Origin of the sequence: Leeuwenhoekiella sp. A2 (assembly GCF_047946655.1) — a bacterium.
In the GTDB taxonomy this organism is placed as follows: domain Bacteria; phylum Bacteroidota; class Bacteroidia; order Flavobacteriales; family Flavobacteriaceae; genus Leeuwenhoekiella.
On record NZ_CP172311.1, the window covers coordinates 4,144,368 to 4,165,999 of the forward strand.

At 38.2% G+C, this 21,632-nt stretch carries 15 protein-coding genes; 8 read left to right on the forward strand and 7 right to left on the reverse strand.

The window, feature by feature from the left end; translation table 11 throughout:
* The first annotated feature begins 5 nt into the window (after positions 1–5).
* From gldF to dnaN, 3 genes are all read left to right on the forward strand, one after another.
* Positions 6–737, forward strand: a complete 732-nt coding sequence (gene gldF, locus ACH3PA_RS18155; protein WP_416448320.1) for a gliding motility-associated ABC transporter permease subunit GldF — start codon at positions 6–8, stop codon at positions 735–737.
* On the forward strand, positions 734–2,431 hold the full coding sequence (gldG, locus tag ACH3PA_RS18160) for a gliding motility-associated ABC transporter substrate-binding protein GldG (RefSeq protein ID WP_416448321.1): 1,698 nt from the start codon (positions 734–736) through the stop codon (positions 2,429–2,431). Before gldF ends, gldG begins: the two co-directional genes overlap by 4 nt.
* 146 nt (positions 2,432–2,577) lie before the next feature.
* The gene (gene dnaN, locus ACH3PA_RS18165; protein WP_416448322.1) at positions 2,578–3,696 is read left to right on the forward strand and encodes a DNA polymerase III subunit beta; all 1,119 of its coding nucleotides are present in this window, start codon (positions 2,578–2,580) and stop codon (positions 3,694–3,696) included.
* Positions 3,697–3,801: 105 nt separating this feature from the next.
* On the opposite strand, the gene ACH3PA_RS18170 is transcribed toward dnaN, so the two are convergent.
* Both ACH3PA_RS18170 and gltB read right to left on the reverse strand, forming a co-directional pair.
* Positions 3,802–5,268, reverse strand: a complete 1,467-nt coding sequence (locus ACH3PA_RS18170; protein WP_416442667.1) for a glutamate synthase subunit beta — start codon at positions 5,266–5,268, stop codon at positions 3,802–3,804.
* 9 nt (positions 5,269–5,277) lie between these two features.
* Complete coding sequence (gltB, locus tag ACH3PA_RS18175) at positions 5,278–9,789, reverse strand: glutamate synthase large subunit (protein ID WP_416442669.1); 4,512 nt, start codon at positions 9,787–9,789, stop codon at positions 5,278–5,280.
* A gap of 469 nt (positions 9,790–10,258) precedes the next feature.
* Here gltB and ACH3PA_RS18180 point away from each other — a divergent pair, with 469 nt between their 5' ends.
* From ACH3PA_RS18180 to ACH3PA_RS18190, 3 genes are read left to right on the forward strand one after another with little or no spacing between them, the layout of a single operon-like run.
* Complete coding sequence (locus tag ACH3PA_RS18180; protein ID WP_416442671.1) at positions 10,259–11,407, forward strand: porin; 1,149 nt, start codon at positions 10,259–10,261, stop codon at positions 11,405–11,407.
* 22 nt (positions 11,408–11,429) lie between these two features.
* Positions 11,430–11,768, forward strand: coding sequence for a P-II family nitrogen regulator (locus tag ACH3PA_RS18185; RefSeq protein ID WP_416442673.1), 339 nt, complete (start codon positions 11,430–11,432; stop codon positions 11,766–11,768).
* Between the two features lie 41 nt (positions 11,769–11,809).
* The gene (locus tag ACH3PA_RS18190; RefSeq protein WP_416442675.1) at positions 11,810–13,027 is read left to right on the forward strand and encodes an ammonium transporter; all 1,218 of its coding nucleotides are present in this window, start codon (positions 11,810–11,812) and stop codon (positions 13,025–13,027) included.
* A gap of 79 nt (positions 13,028–13,106) precedes the next feature.
* On the opposite strand, the gene ACH3PA_RS18195 is transcribed toward ACH3PA_RS18190, so the two are convergent.
* Entirely contained in the window at positions 13,107–13,451 is a 345-nt protein-coding gene (locus tag ACH3PA_RS18195; RefSeq protein ID WP_416442677.1) for a DUF4870 domain-containing protein, read from the reverse strand.
* Between the two features lie 209 nt (positions 13,452–13,660).
* On the opposite strand from ACH3PA_RS18195, the gene ACH3PA_RS18200 reads away from it, so the two are divergent.
* Positions 13,661–14,920, forward strand: a complete 1,260-nt coding sequence (locus ACH3PA_RS18200; protein WP_416442679.1) for a hypothetical protein — start codon at positions 13,661–13,663, stop codon at positions 14,918–14,920.
* 42 nt (positions 14,921–14,962) lie between these two features.
* On the opposite strand, the gene ACH3PA_RS18205 is transcribed toward ACH3PA_RS18200, so the two are convergent.
* Genes ACH3PA_RS18205 through ACH3PA_RS18220 form a run of 4 tightly spaced genes read right to left on the reverse strand, consistent with a single transcriptional unit; the run spans position 14,963 to position 20,483 of the window.
* A complete protein-coding gene (locus ACH3PA_RS18205) occupies positions 14,963–16,444 on the reverse strand; it encodes a lipopolysaccharide biosynthesis protein (RefSeq protein WP_416442681.1) in 1,482 nt (493 codons plus the stop codon).
* Positions 16,437–17,735, reverse strand: coding sequence for a glycosyltransferase family 4 protein (locus ACH3PA_RS18210; protein WP_416442683.1), 1,299 nt, complete (start codon positions 17,733–17,735; stop codon positions 16,437–16,439). The genes ACH3PA_RS18205 and ACH3PA_RS18210 overlap by 8 nt, the downstream gene beginning before the upstream one ends.
* A gap of 8 nt (positions 17,736–17,743) precedes the next feature.
* Positions 17,744–20,191 (reverse strand): YfhO family protein, encoded by a 2,448-nt coding sequence (locus ACH3PA_RS18215; RefSeq protein ID WP_416442684.1) that lies wholly within the window; start codon positions 20,189–20,191, stop codon positions 17,744–17,746.
* Positions 20,192–20,219: 28 nt separating this feature from the next.
* Entirely contained in the window at positions 20,220–20,483 is a 264-nt protein-coding gene (locus ACH3PA_RS18220; RefSeq protein ID WP_416442686.1) for a DUF4834 family protein, read from the reverse strand.
* Positions 20,484–20,673: 190 nt separating this feature from the next.
* On the opposite strand from ACH3PA_RS18220, the gene ACH3PA_RS18225 reads away from it, so the two are divergent.
* Positions 20,674–21,573: a transporter gene (locus ACH3PA_RS18225; protein WP_416442688.1), complete on the forward strand. Its 900-nt coding sequence runs from the start codon at positions 20,674–20,676 to the stop codon at positions 21,571–21,573.
* Positions 21,574–21,632 lie beyond the last annotated feature (59 nt).

The following is a 21,632-nucleotide window of genomic DNA, read 5'->3' on the forward strand; positions in this document are numbered from 1 at the left end:
ATCAGGTGCTGGCACTCATTAAAAAAGAAATATATTCATTTTTTGCTTCTGCGATTGGTTACCTGGTAATTGGCCTTTTTTTGGCGATTTCCGGCCTGTTTTTGTGGGTTTTTCCAGAGAATTATAATATCCTCGATTACGGCTACGCAGATCTTACACCCTTCTTTCAACTCGTCCCGTGGATTTTCCTTTTTCTTATCCCCTCCATTACTATGCGCAGTTTTAGCGACGAGATAAGATTGGGAACTTTAGAACTTTTACTTACTAAACCTATTTCTATAACTGGAATTATAACCGGGAAATTCTCTGGAGCTTTTATCCTCATAGTTCTGGCTTTAATACCTACTCTGGTCTATGTCTATGGCATCTCACAACTCGCCTACCCTGTAGGTAATTTTGATGGCGGAGTTATAACCGGCTCATATCTTGGTTTATTATTTCTGGCAGCGGCTTATACAGCGATAGGTGTTTTTGCCTCTTCCTTATCAGAAAATCAAATTGTCGCTTTTATTACCGCCATTTTTATAAGCTTTGTGTTTTATTTTGGCTTTAAAGCTTTGGCTGATCTTAATATTTTAGGCGAAACGGGAAATTCTGTATTTACAACTTTAAGTCTAAAACAGCATTTTGATAGCATTAGCAGAGGTGTTTTAGACACAAGAGATCTGGTTTATTTCGCTAGCATTAGCATTTTCTTTCTTTATCTCACCCACTTAAGATTGAAAGTAAAAAGATGAATAACCCCATATTGAAAAAACCAAATATCATAAGAAACGTAATTGTAGTTATCATACTGCTGTTTGTGGTGAATTACGTTAGCGGACTTTTTAATTTAAGACTCGATCTTACTCAGGATAGTCGCTACACGCTTTCTGAAACTTCAGAAAAAATCGTCTCCAGCGCTCAAAAATCGGTGATTATTGACGTTTTTCTGGCTGGTGATATTCCTGCTGATTTTAGAAAACTACAAGGAGAAACACGCCAGCTACTTGAAGAATATGTAGCTATTAATCCCAATATTAAATTTGCCTTTGTAAACCCGGTGCCAGAAGAAAAATCTGTTGAAGCAGTCGCTCAGGATTTTAATCAGCGTGGCATGCGGCCTGAGCAAGTACAGGTAAGAAATAACGGAAAGGTTAGTCAGCAATTTGTTTTCCCCTGGGCTTTGATCTCTTCACAAGGCAAAACAGTTAAAGTACCTCTTCTAAAAAAAGCACTAGGCGCCAGTCCTGACGAACTAATTAGCCGTTCTACCCAAAATCTGGAATATGCTTTTTCTGATGCATTATACAAATTATTAAATCCTAAAAGCAAACGTATAGCAGTATTAAAAGGCAATGATGAACTGCCAGATAGATATATAGCAGACTTCTTTAGTACCTTAAGAGAAAGTTACTTCATTGCTCCTTTCCCTTTAGATTCTATTGCACAAAAACCAGAACAAACAATAGAAGCCCTGCAGAATTTTGATCTTGTAGTAGTAGCTAAACCTGTAAAACCGTTTACAGATGCAGAGAAATATGCGCTCGATCAATTTACAATAAGTGGGGGTAAAAGTTTGTGGTTGCTGGATATGGTCGCGATGGAAACTGACAGCCTCTACAGCAATAATGGCACCGCTGTCGCTGTACCCAGAGATCTTAATCTTAATGATATGTTCTTTAAATACGGGGTGCGCATAAATCCTGTGCTTTTAGAAGATTTGTACACTGCTCCCATTGTACTCGCTTCTGGCGCCGGCAGCAACTCGCAGTACTCACAACTTCCCTGGTTTTATTATCCGCTGGTGACGAGTAAAGAGAATCACCCTATAAATTCTAATATTGATAATCCCGTACGATTTGAATATGCAAACCAGATCGACACATTGGGTAATGGGATTAAAAAAACGGTGCTTTTACAAAGCTCTGAACTTTCAAAGATCAACGGTGTTCCTCTTCCTATCTCCTTAGATCAGGTAAATCTTGAACCAAAACCTGAAGATTATACGGCAGGCTCTCAAAATCTGGCAGTTTTGCTAGAAGGCAGTTTTCAATCGGCTTTTACAAACAGAATAATACCATTTAAAACTGACAATTATAGCTTTCGCGAAAGCGCAGCCGAACCCACAAAAATGGTTGTAATTGCAGATGGTGATCTTATAAAAAATGAACTTGATAAACAAGGCAGACCTCTTGAACTGGGTTTTGACAAATACACGTTTAAGCAATACGGAAATAAGGAATTTTTGCTCAACACCGTCAATTATCTGCTTGATGACAGCGGTCTTATTAACATACGCAGTAAAGATATCGCCCTACCTGCTTTAGACTCTCAAAAAACCACGGAAGAACGCAGTACATGGCAAGCCTTGATGTTAGGGCTTCCTTTAGCGATTTTAGCCCTGTTTGGTGCGATTTTCTATTATCTAAGGCGACGCAGGTATGCCTAATTTATGTTAATAAGTTTGTTTCGGCAAAAAGCCCTATTACGATATATTTGTAGGACTGCTAGAAGCAGTTGAAATTTTAGAAAATCAACAAAAAATCCAATACTATAGTTTTTGCTTCCGCGAAAACGTTTAAATAGTGAATTCTTATGAAGTTTATTGTATCGAGTTCCTACCTGTTAAAGCAATTGCAAGTGTTAGGTGGTGTTATTAACAATAGCAACACACTTCCCATTTTAGACAACTTTTTATTTGAACTGGATGGCAACTCGCTAAAGGTTTCCGCTTCAGATCTTGAGACCACGATGATCTCAACTCTTGAAGTAGAATCTCAAGATTCTGGTAGCATAGCAGTGCCTGCAAAATTGTTGCTTGACACGTTAAAGACATTTCCTGAGCAGCCATTAACTTTTGTTGCAGAAGACAACAACACGATAGAAATTAGCTCTAACCATGGTAAATACGCGCTTGCATACGCTTCTGGTGAAGAGTTTCCTAAAGCTGTTGAGTTAGATGATCCCAGTGCTGTTACTATACCTTCTGATGTTCTTGCAACAGCAATAAGCAATACCATTTTTGCGACAGGTAATGACGATTTAAGACCAGTAATGAGCGGCGTTTTCTTTCAGTTTGCTTCAGACGGTTTAACATTTGTGGCTACAGATGCTCATAAACTTGTAAAATATACGCGTGAAGATGTTACCGCTTCACAAACCGCTGAGTTCATCATGCCTAAAAAACCTTTAAATCTTTTAAAGAGTATTTTAGCAACCAGCGACAGTGAAATTTTAGTTGAGTACAACGAATCTAATGCCAAGTTTGCTTTTGAAAACGTTGAGCTTCTTTGCCGATTAATCGATGGTAAATATCCGAATTACGAAGCTGTTATACCAAAAGAGAATCCTAACAAACTTATTATAGACAGAAATCAATTTTTGAATTCTGTGCGTCGTGTTTCTATTTTCTCAAATAAAACCACGCATCAAATACGTTTAAAAATCGCCGGAGCAGAATTGAATATCTCTGCTGAAGATATTGATTATAGCAACAAGGCCGAAGAGCGTTTGACTTGTGATTATCAAGGTGATGATATGCAAATAGGTTTTAACTCTCGTTTTTTAATAGAGATGCTTAACAACTTAAATGCAAATGATGTTTCGCTTGAAATGTCTTTACCTAATCGTGCAGGTATTTTAACGCCTACAGATGGTCTTGATGAAGGTGAACAAGTTACAATGCTTGTAATGCCTGTAATGTTGAATAATTAGAACAGTATATTCTTTTATTTATTAAAAAACCCAACTTAAAGTTGGGTTTTTTCGTTTAACCAAGCTTGCTAATTATTGTCTCGTGTAACTTTAACCAGCAATATTTTAAACCCTTGGTAAATCCCCATCTCCCTTAAGTGGCAGATTAGAACTTCCCATCAAGTATGAGTCTATATAGTGTGCCGCCTGACGTCCTTCTGATATTGCCCATACAATAAGTGATTGACCGCGACGCATATCGCCAGCCACAAACACACCAGGCACATTAGTCATATAATTGCTCGCAGAACCTTTTACGTTTGTGCGATTATCCATTTCCAGACCTAATTGCTCTACAATAGTGGGCTCGCTACCTGTAAAACCAAGCGCTAACAGAACCATATCACACTCCCATGTTTTTTCAGTTCCTGGTACTTCAGATAAATTAGGTCTCTCACCTGGTTTATGCGTCCACTCTACCTCGACAGTAACTAAACCGGTAAGATTACCTTCTGCATCACCTAAAAATTCTTTAGTTGAAATACTAAAATGGCGCTCTGCTCCTTCTTTATGAGAACTACTTGTTCTTAAACGCATAGGCCAATAAGGCCATGGCTGATTTTCTGGGCGATTAGGACCGCCTTTACTTAAGATCTCAAAGTTCACAACAGATTCTGCACCGTGACGTATAGAAGTACCTATACAATCACTTCCTGTGTCTCCCCCACCTATCACAATAACTTTTTTACCAGTCGCCAGAATATCTTCTCCTTTGTATTGTAAACCATCTACACGACGGTTATTTTGAGGAAGAAAGTCCATTGCCTGATGAATACCCTTCAGCTCAGCTCCCTTAATAGGAAGATTACGTCTTACGGTTGCGCCTCCACAAAGAATTACAGCATCATTTTCAGCTTTCAAATCAGCTGCGGGTATATCCTTACCTACATGAGCATTCACAACAAATTTGATACCTTCTTCTTCAAGAACTGCTAATCTGCGATCAATAACTCGTTTTTCCATCTTAAAATCAGGAATTCCGTATCGCAATAATCCGCCTACTTTTTCATCACGCTCATAAACCGTCACTGTATGACCAGCCCTATTAAGCTGCTGTGCGGCAGCAAGACCTGAGGGTCCTGAACCTATCACTGCAACTTTCTTATTAGTGCGATGCAACGGCGGTTCTGCCTTTATCCAGCCATTTTTGAAGGCCTGTTCTCCAATATTCTTTTCAATATTTTCAATGGTAACAGGGTCTTCATTGATACCTAGAACACAAGCTTCTTCACAAGGTGCAGGACATAATCTCCCGGTAAACTCAGGAAAGTTATTTGTGCCATGCAAAATGCGCGATGCTTCTTCCCATTTGCCTTTATAAACGGCATCATTAAAGTCTGGTATTAAATTACCCAAAGGGCAACCGCTATGGCAAAATGGAATCCCGCAATCCATACAGCGAGCACCTTGCTTCTTAATTTCTGTTTCTTCAAGGGGAATGGTAAATTCCTCGTATTTTTTTATACGTTCCTCAACTGGTTTGTATGGTTCGGTTTTTCTTTCATATTCTAAAAATCCCGTTGTCTTTCCCATAAATATATCTTACTCAGTTAAATCAGTTAATTTCTCTTCTTCTTCTAATCGTATCAATGCCAGTCTGTATTCTTCAGGTAATACCTTGATGAATTTAGGTAAATAAGAATCCCAGTCTTCCAGCATTTTTTGCGCCAATCGGCTTTGTGTATAATTGTAATGGTTAGTGATTAATTCATGTAACTCATTCTTATCTGCTTCTTCAATTACAGGATCAAGATTTAAGGCTTCGCCATTACATTTCTTAATGAATTGATCGTGCTCATCATAAACATAAGCAATACCGCCACTCATACCTGCGCCAAAGTTTCTTCCGGTTTTACCCAGAATAACAGCAACACCGCCAGTCATGTACTCACAGCCGTGATCACCAATACCTTCTACAACAGCTTTAGCACCGCTATTTCTCACACAGAAACGCTCACCGGCAACACCATTAAAATAAGCCTCCCCTGTAGTGGCGCCATATAATGCTACATTACCTATTATAATATTCTCTTCTGCGTTGAATGTTGACTCTTCTGGTATTTTTATAATTAGTCTGGCTCCGGAAAGACCTTTACCCACATAATCATTTGCGTTACCATCAATTTTAAGTGTAAGACCTTTCGTTGCAAAGGCACCAAAGCTTTGACCTGCAGAACCTTTAAAGTTTACCTTTAGCGTACTATCAGGTAAACCCTGCTCCCCATAAATCTTACTAATCTCATTACTTAATATCGCTCCTACAGCTCTATCTGTATTGTGAATATTAAGATCAAGAACTGTTTTTTCTTTACGGAACAAAGCAGTATGTGCTCGCTCGATAATTTCAAAATCTATCGACTTTTCAAGTTCGTGTTGTTGCACCTCGTTATTATAAACACTCACGCCTTCTGGTGCTTCTATTTTGTGTAAAATAGGTGACAGATCTACACCTGCTGCTTTAAAATGCTCTATAGCTTTATTGCGATCAAGTTTGTGTACCTGACCTACCATTTCATCAATAGTTCTAAAACCAAGTTTTGCCATTATCTCACGCAATTCTTCTGCGATGAAATACATGAAGTTAACAACGTGCTCCGGTTGACCTTTAAATTTCTTTCTTAACTCCGGATTCTGAGTGGCTATACCTACTGGGCATGTATTTAAATGACATACACGCATCATGATACAACCTGAAGCAACAAGAGGTGCAGTTGCGAAACCAAATTCTTCTGCCCCTAAAAGACAAGCCACAGCTACATCCCGACCAGTTTTAAGTTGACCATCGCACTCCAGCCTTATTCTGCTGCGCAGGTTATTTAAAACTAAAGTCTGCTGAGCTTCAGCGATACCAAGTTCCCAGGGTAATCCCGCGTGGCGCAATGATGTTAATGGCGATGCACCTGTACCACCATCGTAACCTGATATAAGAACAACATCTGCTTTCGCTTTAGCAACCCCAGCAGCAACTGTCCCAACTCCAACTTCTGAAACCAGTTTCACATTAATTCGTGCAGAACGGTTAGCAGATTTAAGATCATAAATTAGCTGTGCAAGATCTTCTATAGAATAAATATCGTGATGTGGTGGTGGCGAAATAAGACCTACATACGGAGTACTATTTCTGGTTTTTGCAATGAATTTATTGACCTTTTCACCAGGTAACTGGCCTCCCTCACCGGGTTTTGCACCCTGTGCCATCTTGATCTGTATTTCTGCAGCACTGGTGAGGTAATTACTGGTAACACCAAATCTACCTGAAGCCACCTGCTTTATAGCACTATTACGCCAGTCACCATTTGCACTTTTATAGAAACGTTCTGCATCTTCTCCTCCTTCACCACTATTGCTTTTACCGCCTATACGGTTCATAGCAACTGCAAGATTCTCATGGGCTTCTTTACTTATAGAGCCATAAGACATTGCTCCTGTTTTAAATCTTTTTACAATCTCTGTCCATGGCTCTACTTCATCAATAGGGATAGGATCATAATTTGAAAACTCAAACAGACCTCGTATCGTCATTAGTTGACGCGACTGCTCATTAACAAGGTCTGCATATTCTTTATACGTTTTAGGATTATTCTGCCTAACAGCTTCCTGAAGTTTTGCGATCGTAAGCGGATTAAACATATGTTTTTCTCCATTACGTCTCCAGCGATATTCACCACCAATTTCCATTTCAAGATTTCCGGAAATATCCTGACTTTTAAACGTACGGTAATGTCGCTTTGCTACTTCCTGCTCTAGCTCATACAAGCCAATTCCCTCTATACGACTAGGTGTATTGGGGAAGTACTTATTAATAAGTTTAGAATTAAGACCTAAAGCTTCAAACAGGTTAGAACCGCGGTATGAATTTAAGGTCGAGATACCTATCTTATTCATGACCTTGACCACTCCTTTACCCACAGCTTTGTTATAATTCTCAATAGCTTCTGTAAATGAAATATTAGGAAGATTACCTTCTTCTATTTCTTCACGAATGATCTCGTTAACCATATATGGATTAATGGCACTTGCACCATAACCAAAAAGCAGCGCAAAATGATGCACTTCACGAGGTTCTGCAGATTCTATGATAAAACTCATCTTAGAACGTTTGCCAAGTTTAAACAAACCGCTGTTTAAATATGAACAAGCAAGCAAAGCAGGGATTGGCGCAAATTTCTCATCTACTCCTCTGTCTGAAAGAATTAGAATTTTTGTGCCTTTATCTATAGCTTCTGAAGCTAATCTCAACATTTTATCTAGAGCCTGCTCCATCCCGTTTAAGCCACGTTTTGCCTCATACAGAATAGGTATGCTGGTCACTTTGAAATCTATATTGTCAAAATTCTTTATTTTATCAAGATCTTCTTTAGAAATCACCGGATTCTGAATGCGGATCTTTCTACAATAATCTGGAGTGATCTTCATTAAGTTTGTATCTGCACCAAGTGTCAAACTAAGATCTGTTATAAGCTCCTCACGGATGCCATCTAACGGTGGATTTGTAACCTGTGCAAATAACTGCTTAAAGTAATTGTAAAGCAGCTGAGGACGCTCAGAAAGTACAGCAAGCGGAGTATCTGTACCCATAGAACCCAAAGGCTCTTTTCCTTTACCTGCCATAGGCAGAATGATCGTATTTACGTCTTCTTTTGAATAACCAAAGACATTCTTACGTAAATCTATATGCGTACTGTCGTGAACAACATCGCCATCGCGATAAGGTATATCTCTTAAATGCACACGTTTTTCAGAAAGCCATTGACCGTATGGATTCTTAGATACAATATTTTCTTTTATTTCTTCATCATTGATGATTCTGCCTTCGTTCATATCTACCAGAAACATCTTTCCTGGTTCTAATCTCCCGTGGAAAGCAATATTTCCCGGCTCAAGATCAAGAACACCAGTTTCTGAAGACATGATAACATTACCCGTTTTTGTAACTGAATACCGTGAGGGACGCAATCCATTTCGGTCTAAAACCGCACCTATATAATCTCCATCTGTAAAAGGTATAGAAGCAGGACCATCCCAAGGCTCCATAATACAGCTGTTAAATTCATAGAACGCCTTTTTACCATCGCTCATATCCTTATGCTTTTCCCATGCTTCCGGAACAAGCATCATCATAATTTCAGGCAGGGATCTGCCAGACATCAGTAACAATTCTACAACCATATCCATAGATGCAGAATCTGATTTCCCCTTGATTATTATAGGGAACAAAGCTTTCATATCTTCCTCAAAAAGATCGCTTTGCAGCAATTCTTCTCTACTGTTCATTCTGGATATATTACCTCTCAACGTGTTTATCTCACCATTGTGACACATATATCTAAAAGGCTGGGCAAGATCCCAGGTTGGGAAGGTATTTGTTGAGAAGCGCTGATGCACAAGTGCAAGTCTTGTTTTTACTCGCGTATCAAGAAGATCTGTATAATACAGCTTAATATCTTCCGGCATTAAAATACCTTTAAATATCAAAGTTTTAGTTGATAAACTGGGCAGGTAAAAATATGTTCTTTCAGAAAGTTTGCTTTCTAGAACAATATGCTCTGTTACCTTGCGCGCAGTAAAAAGTTTTATCTGAAATTGCCTTTCATCCATTTCTGCATCGGGCTTACCAATAAAGATTTGTTCTATATGTGGTTCAACCTCTGCTGCGATATCTCCCAGAAAACTAGAATTTACCGGCACTTTTCTCCACCCGATCAATTTAAGACCGCGGGCTTCTATTTGCTTCTCAAAAACTTCTTTACAATATTCTCTCTGATTTTCCTTTTTGGGAAGAAAAACATTCCCCATTGCGTACTGCCTTTCTTCAGGCAGATCAAACTCACATTGAGCTACAAAAAACTCATGAGGGATATCTATTAATATACCCGCACCATCACCTGTCTTACCATCACTACTTACTGCCCCGCGATGTTCTAATTTTTCAAGAATCTCAAGAGCCTTGTGAATGATGTCATTTGACTTCTTTCCCTTTAAGCTGCAAATGAATCCTGCCCCGCAATTTTCGTGTTCAAACTCTGGTGAATATAACCCCTGTTTCGCTTTCATAATTTGGCCACTTTAATTTAATGGAAACATAAAACTATTCAATAAAATAATATAAGGATAATTTTAGGTTAAATGATTTTCATTATTCCATTTTTAGCAAAAAAGAAACCTTCCACTAAAAATAAATCAATAGAACTTAGAAGTTGTTGCATTTTTTCAATCGGTTTTTGGGACTTTTTGCCCGTATTCGGGATTTTTTAAATTTTACTTATTCTTAACATCTAGTTAATATTTGACGTTTTCGGTACGTTTTTACCCCTTTTTAAGAGAATTTTTAGTTAAAACAGGACATTTTTTATAACATATTTGTCAATTAATCTATTTATATATCGATTTCGAATAGATACCCTTAAATTTTTAGGGGGTTTATATGAATAAATAATAAAAATATAGCTTATACCCCCATTTTGTTTAGGGGGTGGTGAAATAAATCTTAGATTAGCTATTCACCAATTAACCGATTATTGACATGAAAAAAATCATTTTTACAATGGCAATGTTCAGCGCATTGTTCTCATTTGCTCAGGAGGAGGAAACGCCGGCAAAATCTTTTAGCATTTCGGGTTCTGTAGATGCCTATTATCGAGCAAATATTAATTCATTTAACAGAGATTATTCAGATAAGGGATATTATGCTCCGGCACCTGGCTCATCATTTGCAAATGACCCTGGCTTTGCTTTAGGTATGGCTAATGTTGTTTTAAATTATGAAGGTGAAAAAGTAGGAGCTGTTGCAGATCTTGTTTTTGGCCCTCGTGGTAATGATGCCGTTTTTAACTCTATAGGCAGCGCAAACATTGTAAACCAACTTTATGTATACTGGAATGTTAGCGATAAAGTAACACTTACCTTTGGTAACTGGAACACGTTTTTAGGTTACGAAGTAATCTCACCTGTAGACAACTTCAACTATTCTACTTCTTACATGTTTTCTTATGGGCCTTTCTCACACACTGGTATAAAAGCTGATTTTGCTTTAGACGATTCATGGAGTGCGATGCTTGCTGTTATGAACCCAACAGACTGGACAGATTACAATCCGTTTGGGACATACACTTTAGGTGCTCAGTTAGGATATTCTGTTGATGCGGGTAGCGCTTATTTAAATTTCATCTATGGCGATCAGGATGGTAAGCTTGATTCTATGGGTGACAGTGTAGATACATACTCTGGCGGAAGTACTTTTCAGGTAGATCTTACAGCAGGTTTTGATCTTACAGATACGTTTTACCTGGGTCTTAACACAACTTACAACACAACAGCCTCTGGCGAATATTATTCAGCTACTGGTATCATAGATGATAACAGCGACGATTATGGTTTCTACGGTGTAGCTCTTTATGCTCAACTTGCATTTAGCGACACTTTCGCTTTAGGCGTGAGACCAGAATATTTTAGCGAATTTAACGGTGGTGCAGGCGCAATAGGTGCTTATGATATGGAAGGTGATGCAAATGTTTTTGCCTTTACACTTTCTGGAAATGTAACTGTGGGTGATTTAAAACTTATTCCAGAATTACGTTTAGATTCTGCAAGCGAAGACGCATTTCTTGATAACGACTTCAAACCTCAGGGTTCTTTAGGATCATTTATCCTTGCAGCTGTTTATTCATTCTAAAACTTAATAATCCAATTATAAAATGAAAAAAGTAGAAGCAATTATTAGGAAATCCAAATTTAATGCGGTTAAAGAAGCTCTTCATGATAAGGGAATAAACTTCTTTTCGTATTGGGATGTTACCGGTCTCGGAAACGAGAAAATAGGTAGCGTTTATCGTGGGGTATCCTATAGCACGAGTGATATACAACGCAGATATCTTTCAATAGTAGTCAATGACGAATTTGAACAAGCTGCAATTGATGCTATTCTTACAGCCGGGCGTACTGGCGAGGTAGGTGATGGTAAAATTTTCGTTTCAGACGTGAAAGAAGCCTATCGCATACGCACCGGTAAGAAGGGTGGTGAAACAATCAACTAAAACTAAACTAACTAATTAAAATAATACTACAAATAATTAATATGGAAACAAACGCTGTATTAGACTTAATGTGGATACTAATTGCGGGAATCTTTGTATTCTTTATGCAAGCTGGATTTACATTAGTTGAAGCTGGATTTACCAGATCGAAAAACACTATAAATATAATTATGAAAAACATAATGGACCTTGTTATCGGTTCATTAGGTTTCTGGGTTATAGGATACACTATAATGTACGGAGATGATATAGGCAGCTTTATAGGTACTCCTTCACTTTTCTATAGTGACCCAACAGATATGCACAATTTATTCTTTCAAACCGTTTTCTGTGCAACAGCCGCTACGATCGTTTCTGGTGCTGTGGCTGAAAGAACTAAGTTCTCTACATATCTTATTTTCTCATTACTTATGACGGTTTTCATCTATCCTATCTCGGGTCACTGGGTATGGCAGGGTGATGGCTGGTTAACTTCTTTAGGCTTTATTGATTTTGCCGGCTCTACAGTTGTTCACTCTGTAGGTGGATGGGCTGGTCTTGTAGCCGCTTTTCTTGTGGGTCCTCGTATAGGAAAATACACTGGCGGAAAAGCCAATGCGATTCCTGGTCACAATATGATGTATGGTGCATTAGGCGTATTTATCCTTTGGTTAGGATGGTTTGGTTTTAACCCCGGTTCAGAATTAGCCATCTCAGGAGATAGCGCTAATCACGTTGCCATGATCGTTATTACCACTAACCTTGCTGCTGCTGCAGGCGCATTAGTTGCCTTGTTTACGACATGGATAAGATATGGTAAACCAGATCTTTCTATGACTCTTAATGGTACTCTTGCAGGATTAGTTGGTATTACTGCCGGTTGTGCTGCTGTAAGCCCTGCTTCTGCTGCAATCATTGGTGCTATATGTGGCCTTGTTGTAGTTTTATCAATAGAATTTATAGACAAAAAATTAAAAGTAGATGATCCTGTAGGTGCTGTATCTGTACATGGTGTATGTGGTGCTCTAGGTACATTACTGGTAGGGATATTTGCTATAGATGGTGGACTTATAAACGGTGGTGGTTTTGCACAATTAGGTGTGCAGGCAACCGGAGTTGTTGCAATAGGCGCATGGTCTGCTGCTACTTCTTTCATTATATTATTTATTCTTAAGAAAACCATTGGTCTTAGAGTAACCGAAAAAGAAGAGATAGAAGGTCTTGACGGTCATGAGCATGGTATGAGTGCTTATCCTGACTTTACAGTGAGCGATCGCTAACAGAAACTTTTCTTAATAAATGAAAAAACCCACGCCTCAAAAGCGTGGGTTTCTTATTATAAACTAAATTCTAACCTTTCTATTTTATAAATCTAATATTTAAAGGATAATGAGGTTCTTCTCCATTAGACGCTTTGATCGCATTTATCACAGGAAAAACTACAGCTGCAATACCTATTATGATAAAACCTATTATTCCTAAACCAAAAAGTAAGATCAGCGGTATACAAATTATACTGTATACAAACATACTTAGCTGAAAATTAAGAATCGCTTTGCCATGAACGTCCATTGCATAAACCTTGTCTCTTTGTGTTAACCACAGCAAAAGAGGAACTATAAAGCCACCTATAACTGTAATAAGATCGAGCAACTGGCTTATATGAGCTACTGCTAATAAAGATCTGTCTTCTCGTAATACCATTTTTTGATTGATTATGATTGATAATTACCTATTTGACACCGATTTTTAAGATTTGTTACAATCACTCGAGTAAATCATTAATTATCAGCTGGATGTTCTATACTTAATACAGAAAAAGGAAGCTTTTTTTACTTTGGCATACTCATTGATTTAAACATAACGTACCCATCAAGAAAATCTAAATGAGTACAAATTTAAAATCCAAAATCATGAAAAATCTTATTTACTTATTTCTTGCCTTAGTTACTGGCATAGCCCCCATGGAAGCTTCAGAAATGGATGGATTAACAAACAGACCTTACCGCTATGACGGTACAAAATATATTTTTATAGAACGTGGTATCGAGTTTTCTGTATATCCAGATGGTGAATTTGATTTTCTTTTGCCTCAGGTGGTAAGCGGGGTAAACGTAAATGTAAATACCGGTCCCGTAAATATTAGTTTTAACTCAGGTTATGATTATGACCCATATGTGCAGTATGATGAATATGGGGCTGTTATTCAAATAGAAGATGTGCCTATTTATTATGATAACTGGGGGCGCATTATACAAGCAGGAGATGTTTACATCAACTATAACAGTAATCGTATAGTAAGCGTGGGCGGACTAAATATTTATTATAATGGCGGAATTTTTTCACATGTTTCAGGATATATAAATCCCTATAACAGATATTACACCTACAGACCTTATCACGATTATTTCTACAGACCATATTTTGACAGATGTCTTGTATATACAACTCCATACAGAAGATTTTACAGACCTGTGAGATATAGTTATGTATATCATAGAAATCATTATCAATTAGGCTATAAAAATGGTTATGCAAATGCTTATCGTCAATTCAATAAACCAGACGGAAGAGTAGCACATAACGATATAAGACGAGGTGATTATGATACAGCGAGAAGTAACGCTCGCAGACAACAATCTAATACGTTGGCACGTTCAAATAACAATGAGGGTGGTATAAGCAGAAGAGAAAACGCTGCTACTACAGCTAGAACTACAAGGTCACAACCTAATAGTGCTACAAGCAGAAGACAATATGAAACTACGCGCAATAATGCTCAAAGAACTGTAAATCAAGATGCAGCAGCGGCTTCAAGAAGATCTGCAACTGTAACCAGAAGTAGTACATCAAGAGCAAACACTAGCACAAATCGCTCTACTGTAAGCAGAAGCAGTGATAGAACAAACAGAGCAGCGACCGCTACGCAACAACGCACTCAAACACAAAGAGCCACGCGCACAAGCTCACCTAATACAAATAGAGCAAGTGCAACAAGAACACAAAGAACTGTTGCTCCTGCGACTAACAGAAGTAGCCAAAGAACTGTAACCCCCAGCGCGAGAAAAAGCAGTAGCCCTGCAAGAAGCAGCAGAGCAACTCAAAGCAACAACAGAACTCAGCGATCTGGAAATAGCAATGGTTCCAGAGGTTCTAGAGGTAACAATATTTAAGATGATTTTTTTGGTTGGTTAGTTGGGAAATCCCGTCACGATTTAATTCGAGCGGGATTTTCTTATTTTCAGAACCTGATCAATTGTACTGTTGATCTCTTCAGAAATATTGATTTTATAAACAATCAGAATATAAAGAAGTCCTATTAATACAGATTTTGCCGCTATTGCAAAAAGTGGACTAAAAGGCATTTCCCAGAAATAAAAAATCGCCAAGAAAAGGGCCAAAATCAGCCCTACAACAGCCGATTTTTTTGTGAAAGGCTGCATTTTAAATTTAGATTTTACAACTACAATTTTAGCCAGACAATATCCTACCGAAGCTATAAAAGTAGCAATTGCGGCACCGTTAATTCCCAGTAATGGGATAAAGATTGTGTTGAGCACAATTGCGATAACCACAAGTACAACTCCCAATATTAGAACCAGCCTGTAATAATCGCTATTGTATAAAATCGCATTATTATTGCCCATCAAATTGTCTAGCAATTTTGCCATCGAGATCAAAATAACGACTTCTAAACCTGTGCTGTAGGCGGGATCAATAAGCAAGTACAACTGTTTTATATTGCAAATAATGAGAATAAATATGAGTCCGGCGATAATAAAAAGCGTTAACGAACTCTTTTTATAAAGTTTCCTCAATTCATCAAACTTGCGCAGATTAAGATATTCTGCCGTGAGCGGGTATGTGATCTGGTGCATCGCACGTGCGGGAACAGCAATCACCGCAGCAATATATATCGCTACCGAATAATACGCCACATTCTCAATAGGCACCATCTTCCCTATCATAAACATATCGATCTCAAGAATCATCACCGCAATAGAACCTGCAACAATTATAAGTGCACTATATTTAATGATTGGTATTACTTTTTTGGGCAAACCAAATACAAAAACAGGTTTACGAAGTTTAAAAGCGTAGACCATCATAATAAGCATCCGCAACAGGTAAATTCCGCCTAAAGCGAAAATAAACTGCGCAGTGTCCAATAGTTTAAAAGAGAACAAAATAAGTAAAACCATGACACCTAACCGGTGAAATACTTCATTCATAAAATTCCCCAAAACACTTTTTAGCTGAACCTTAGACCACGCATAAAAAATCTCAAAATACGCCATTGCAAAAGCAATAATAAAGATCAAAAATGCATACGGTCGTACAATATCATTCTCTGAAGCCAGAAAATCAAGAAGGTGATCATAGAGAAATACACTCAATAACCCGCCGGGAATAATAACCGCGAGCGGCATAAACATCATAAGCGTGAGAAACTCGTCCTGCTCTCTGCCCTTATAACCTGAGTAAAATTTAACCAAAGTATTGTGAACGCCAAAAGCCATAATAGGCATTGCGATAGTCGCCGCGCTCAACATAAAACCCACAAGACCATAGTATTCTTTACTAAAAAAATTTACGTAAAGAACAAGCGTATTGATCGCACCTATACCAAAACCCAGATATGTTGTAAGAAGATTTTTAAAACTCTGTTGCGCAACAACTCCCATATTTTTAAACATTAGAAGCGGTTACTTTAGAGATAAGCTGAGCTAGTTTTTCAGTTAGGTTTTTTCTTGAATATTGATCAATACCAGTGGATTTTACTGCAAGATCGCTGGCTAAAAATCGGTTATATTCATGCAAAAAATGGCTTTTTAGCATCGATTTTTGGCTATAATCAAAACACTTTCCGCTTTGGGTAGTTGCTATAATACTGAAAAAATTGGCATTTTGAGGACCAATACCTACAATAGGTCTGCGCGCAGCCAGATATTCAAAAACCTTACCCGGGATAATCGCTTTTACATCTTTAGCATTGCTTTCAATTAAAAGTAAGATCTGGCTTTTGCGCTGCAGCTGTATGGCCTCATCATGTGTGACGTAGCCTAACAATTCAACATTTTCTTCCAGGCCATGAGCTTTAATACTTTCCAAGACACTGGTGCTTACTTTGCCTGCAAATTTTAATTTCAGGTTAGCGCCGAAACCATCAATTTCAGCTTTCATTTCTTGCAAAACCTCCCATAAAAATTGAGGATTGCGTTCTGCTAACAAAGAACCTATATGCGCTAAGCTAAATGAATCATCAACCTCAACCTGAAAATCAAGGTCAATATCAAAACCATTTGTAATACAACTAATTGGCGTTTGGGTTAATGTTTCAAATTCGTTTTGAGTTCCCGGGCTGGTAACCAGAATATGATCGGCGCCATCGAGAACCTCTTGCTCCATTTTCTTATGCTTTTTGCTTGAACTTTCAATCAACCTCAACTTGTTATGATAGTGAATGGTCGTCCAGGGATCACGGAAATCTGCGATCCATTTTGTATTTAATTTAGCTTTAAGCGAAAGACCAATTAAATGCAAGCTATGTGGCGGCCCCGTGGTTATGATTGCATCTACAGGATTCTCTTTTAAGTAATTTTCTAAAAACCGAACCGATGGTCGTACCCAAAATTTACGCGCATCTGGCACAAAGAGATTACCGCGTATAAAAAGTAGAATTTTCTGAATAAAAGACTGTTTTTTTTCATCAGAAATTATCCCTGAGCTAATTGTATCTGTATCTTTTTTTGAGAACAAACCAGCAAGGCCATAGGGTTCTTTAATGGGTCTTTTAATTATGGTAATTCCCTCAGGTATTTCCTGCTCCAGACTTTTGTCTATAATAGGATAATGCGGATTTTGAGGAACGTAAACTACCGGCTCAATATTAAAATCACGCAGATATTTTACAAATTTTAACCAGCGCTGTACACCCGGCCCACCCGCAGGCGGCCAGTAATAGCAAATGATCAAAACTTTTTTCATAGGTGATATTACCCGTTTGTTGTTGCCTCTTCATCCTGTTTTGAACGATATGCAAAGAAAAGTCCGCCAAGAATAACGAGTACCAGAATAATATTGCTGGCCAGGCTTATTTTGCTTCCGGTCTTTACGATCTGCGGCTCAAACTTAAATGTGATCGCATGCTCTCCTTGCGGGACTACCATGGCGCGTAGCAAATAATCTGCTCTAAAGTAAGTAGCAGGTTTTCCATCTATATATGCATTCCAGCCATCAGGATAATAAACCTCGCTAAAAACAGCCAGTTTTTGGCTATTTGCAACCGATTTATACTCTAAATGATTAGGTTGATGACTTATCAATTTAATGCTTGAAGTACTATCTGCCGGGAAAATAGTAGATGGCAGATCACCTTTAAATTCCTGATGAACGATCGCCGTTTGCTTTGTATTTAGACTATCAAGACTTAATAACTCTGTATCTGCATTAGGAACCACTTTTACGTTTTGTACAAACCACGCATTGCCATTTGCGTAAGGATTGCGCTGTACAAATTCGCCATCTTTATTTTGCTTGATCACATATTTTACATTGAGCAAATTAAGCGGTTCTATCTTTCCCTGATAGATATAAAAATCTGCTACATCCTGTAAACGTGCAGGTTTTGCACCATGATAACCGCCTATAGAATTATGAAAATAACTGGTACGCGCGCCATTAAGGCCAATGCTTTCTTCAAAAACACGGTATCGGGTTGTGTCTTTTAAAATTTCCTGATCTGCAGGTGTTGCCTGAAAAGGTTGCTCTACCATACGCGCAGCTACAAAATTATCTGTATTCACGTATCTGCGGTCAACCTGTACCAGATCAAAAACAATTAGAACAGCAAGAACTAAAATAACCTGAGTTTCTGAAATTTTCTTTTTCGTAAAAAACCACAAACTACCGGCAGCGATTACAACAAGCACAAGCGTTTTAATTGTGTCTTTTACATAAAGCGCTTCACGGTCTTCTTTTACCGCATTTATGAAATCAAGCCCAAAATTTTGCACAAAATATGCATCATTAGACCCGGTAAATTGAAACAAAGCACCTTTAAAAAGAAGCAAGATTAAAGCTAAACCGCCAGTGATAATTGTAGTCCATTTTAACGCATTAAATTTTTCTGTCGCAGGTTGATCAGACTGAAGCATTTTAACCAACCCGGCTATTCCCAAAGCAGGAATACAAAGTTCTGCAATCACCTGTATAGAAGTAACAGCTCTAAATTTATTGTAAAGGGGAAAGTAATCTATCCACAAATCTGTAAACCATTCCAGATTACTGCCATAGCTTAATAATAATGATAAAACTGTACCCGCGACAAGCCACCATTTTAAACGTCCTTTTACAAGAAAAAGAGCCAGAACGAATAAAAATATAACTACAGCCCCAATATAAGCCGGCCCTGAAACTCCGGGTTGATTACCCCAATAATATAACGGAAACTGTCCGAAAATTTGCTCTATCTGCGCCGGTGGCACCTGTTGCTGTCTTAAGAATTGGGCAAAAGCACTGTCTTTATTATATGGTTCAGAATTAGAACCGCCAAAAAGCCCGGCAACAAAAAGGTCTAAGGTTTCAGTTATTCCATAACTGTATTGGTTTATATATGCTTTCTCCAGGCCTGCTTCGCGTACTTTAGGAGTTCCGTCAGGATTGATCGTGAGTTCACTTTTACCACGCGTACTAAAGCTGCCGTATTCATTAGTTGCCATAAGGCTAGCTGCGTTTGTACCTACAGCGAGTATTACTGCAACAACGAGTATACCTATACTTTTGAAATATGGCACGAGTTCCTTTCGCTTAAAAGCGAAAATGAAATAAACAATACCCAATACCAGAACCAGCAGCATTAAGTAATAGGTCATCTGTACGTGGTTTGCCACTATCTCGAGAGCCATAGCAACTGCCGTAATTATGAAACCCAGAATGTATTTACGCCTAAATGTGAGAATAATTCCACTTAAAACAAGCGGCATATAAGCAATCGCATGTGCTTTAGCGTTATGCCCCACTCCCAGTATCACAATGAGATATGTAGAAAAGCCAAAAGCCAAAGCTCCCAGGCCCGCATAGCGCCAGTCTAACTTTAGTGATATTAGTAATATGTAAAAGCCAATAAAGTATAAAAAGAGATAATCTGCCGGGCGTGGCAGAAAACGTATGGTTAAATCGAGCTTTTTGATCCAGTTGTGGGGATATTTTGCACCTAATTGATATGTTGGCATTCCGCCAAAAGCAGCATCTGTCCAGTAAGGTTCTTCACCGGTTCTGTCTCTATAATCCTGTTGCTCTTTAGACATACCGCGATATTGCGCGATATCACTTTGATACATCTCTTTACCTTGAAGAACCGGGCTAAAGTATGCCAGGGAAATAATAATAAAAGCTACCACCGCCATTAAATGCGGCAATAATTTTTTAAACGAAAAAGTCATACTTAGTATCTAAAACTGAAGGCGAAAATTAGTCAATTTCTTCGTAATCGATATATTCACCTACCTTTTTATTTGACTGCTCGTGCCTGTTAGGGACCTTGTGAATTGTAGTTTGTCCTTCAGGTTCGGTTTGGGTTCTCGTATTAGTTGAAAAATCCTGAGCCATTTTTTGAAAACGCTCTCCCGCCTTTTTTGCCAGAAACCTCATAACATAAGGCGCAGCAAATCTAAAGATAATGCGTATTCCAAATATGACGAGAAGGATTATTAATATGGTTCTTAAAAATTCCATGATTAGGGTATTTATAGCACAAAATTAACCAATATGCCTGCTTACAGCATTAAAAAAGCAATAAATTAAAGCACTGCGCCGTTGGCAGCTTAACAACTAACTTCAGTTAGGCTATGTTTTTTTTTTACAGTATGTTTGTCGCATTGCCTTATACTGAATATAATTCTTATACGTGTTAACTATACAATATATGTACCGTAACCACATTTTGCCCCTATTTATTGTTCTGTTTGCTGGCTTTTATACCGCTAATGCACAATATACAGAGACGATTAACTCAAACAGACCAGGACAATCACAAGGAGCTTTTTCAGTAGGCACAGGTGTCATTCAGGCAGAAGCCGGTCTTTTTTTAGGTAATGAGTCTCATGATCTTTTATATACAGAAACTAAAAACTGGGGGACAGATTTTGCCCTGCGTTATGGTTTTTTAATCGAGCAGTTAGAAATTAATGTAGATGGTACTTATCTTTCTGCAGACATTCATCCTACTGCGGGAAATGTAGATGATTATCACCGCAGCGGTTTCCCCAGATTAAATGCTGGTGTAAAATATCTTATTTACGACCCCTACAAGAATGCCAAAGAAGAAATAAATCTGTATAGCTATCGCGCTAACCACGGTTTTAAATGGAAAACATTAATCCCCGCGGTTTCGGTTTATGCGGGCGCCTCATATATTTATAAAGACAATCCTTTTGTACCTGCTTCACAAGAAGGTTTTAGTCCGCGAGTGGCGGCTATAACACAAAACAACTGGGGACCTTTTGTATGGGTAAACAATTTTATAGGTGACCAGATTGGGACAGATTATCCTACATATGGCTGGATAACTACAATGACACATTCATTTAATCCCAGAATAGCAGCTTTTGTAGAATTTCAAATACTTAAGAGCGATTTATATTCAGATGATATCTTTAGATTTGGTGGCGCATATTTACTTACAAAAAATTTGCAGGTAGATTTAAATGCATTGGTAAATTTTAAAGATACGCCATCGAGATTTCAGGCAGGCTTTGGTCTCTCTTATCGCATAGATATGCATAACCATGATGAGATCTTACCAGATGAAAATGGCATTAAATAATTTTAAAAATTTCGGGGCAAACCCGGTAAAATAAACCCTGAGTAAGGGAGTAAAAGCAA